Raw genomic sequence first — 889 nt, 5'->3', positions numbered from 1 at the left:
TTTAAGAGCATGTTTAAAAAAGATTTCTAATACTTATTTGATTTTATTGAGGATAATTTGACAATTCTGCCATAATATCCAATATTCCTGACTTTCAGGTGTCTTTTCATGGTCTTTATCCAGCCGTCTGAAGAAATTAAAGGTTCCAAAAGTCCTTTCGGTAACCCATCTCCACTTTAAAGGGACAAATCCTTTTTCTGAGGGAGGAGTAGAAGAAATCTCAATTTCCAATCCTATGACATGCTCCTTGACCCAATCAATAAATCCTTTTTTATAGGCCTGGTCACCCAATATTTTTTTCATCCGGTCAAGATAGCCCAGCAAAGGCTCAATAACATCCTGTGCTGCGTATCCGTCCGGCTGATGTGCCGGACCTACCTTTACTCCCCAGATCAGCCCTAAGGTATCGGTAATCACATGACGTTTCCTTCCGTTAATTTTCTTATTGCCGTCAACCCCTTTCTCCATACTGGTAAAAGGACCTGACTTAATACTCTGGCTGTCAATAGAAAAAAGACTCGGGGTCCGGTGTTTCCCCTGACGTTTTCTCTCCATTTTATTAAGCTTCGCGTTTAGTCTATTCAAAGTACCGTCTTTACCCCATTTACGGAAATGATAATACACACTTTCCCATTTTGGGAAGTTTTCAGGAAGATTACGCCATTGGCAGCCTGTACGGAGAATCCATAGGATCGCATCAATTAAATCACGCAAGGCATAATGACCTTTTGTTTTAACAGGTAAAAAATTTTTTATAACTTGCCACTGCCCGTCAGTCAGGCGAAGATATTTCTTTGTCATGAACTCTGATTTTGTGGTGAAATACAAAGTTCCGACTGACCGGCTTATTTTACAAATTATTTCTAAATTTCTTTTTTAAACAAGCTCT

At 39.1% G+C, this 889-nt stretch carries 1 protein-coding gene; it reads right to left on the bottom strand.

What is annotated here, in order from left to right:
- Positions 1 to 33 precede the first annotated feature (33 nt).
- Positions 34 to 801: an IS5 family transposase gene (locus CHA01nite_RS20360; protein WP_146944827.1), complete on the bottom strand. Its 768-nt coding sequence runs from the start codon at positions 799 to 801 to the stop codon at positions 34 to 36.
- Positions 802 to 889: the final 88 nt, after the last annotated feature.

The organism is Chryseobacterium hagamense (assembly GCF_007991455.1).
Lineage (GTDB): Bacteria > Bacteroidota > Bacteroidia > Flavobacteriales > Weeksellaceae > Chryseobacterium > Chryseobacterium hagamense.
Note: the sequence above shows the minus strand (reverse complement) of the source record. Positions and strands in the feature narration are given on the sequence as shown.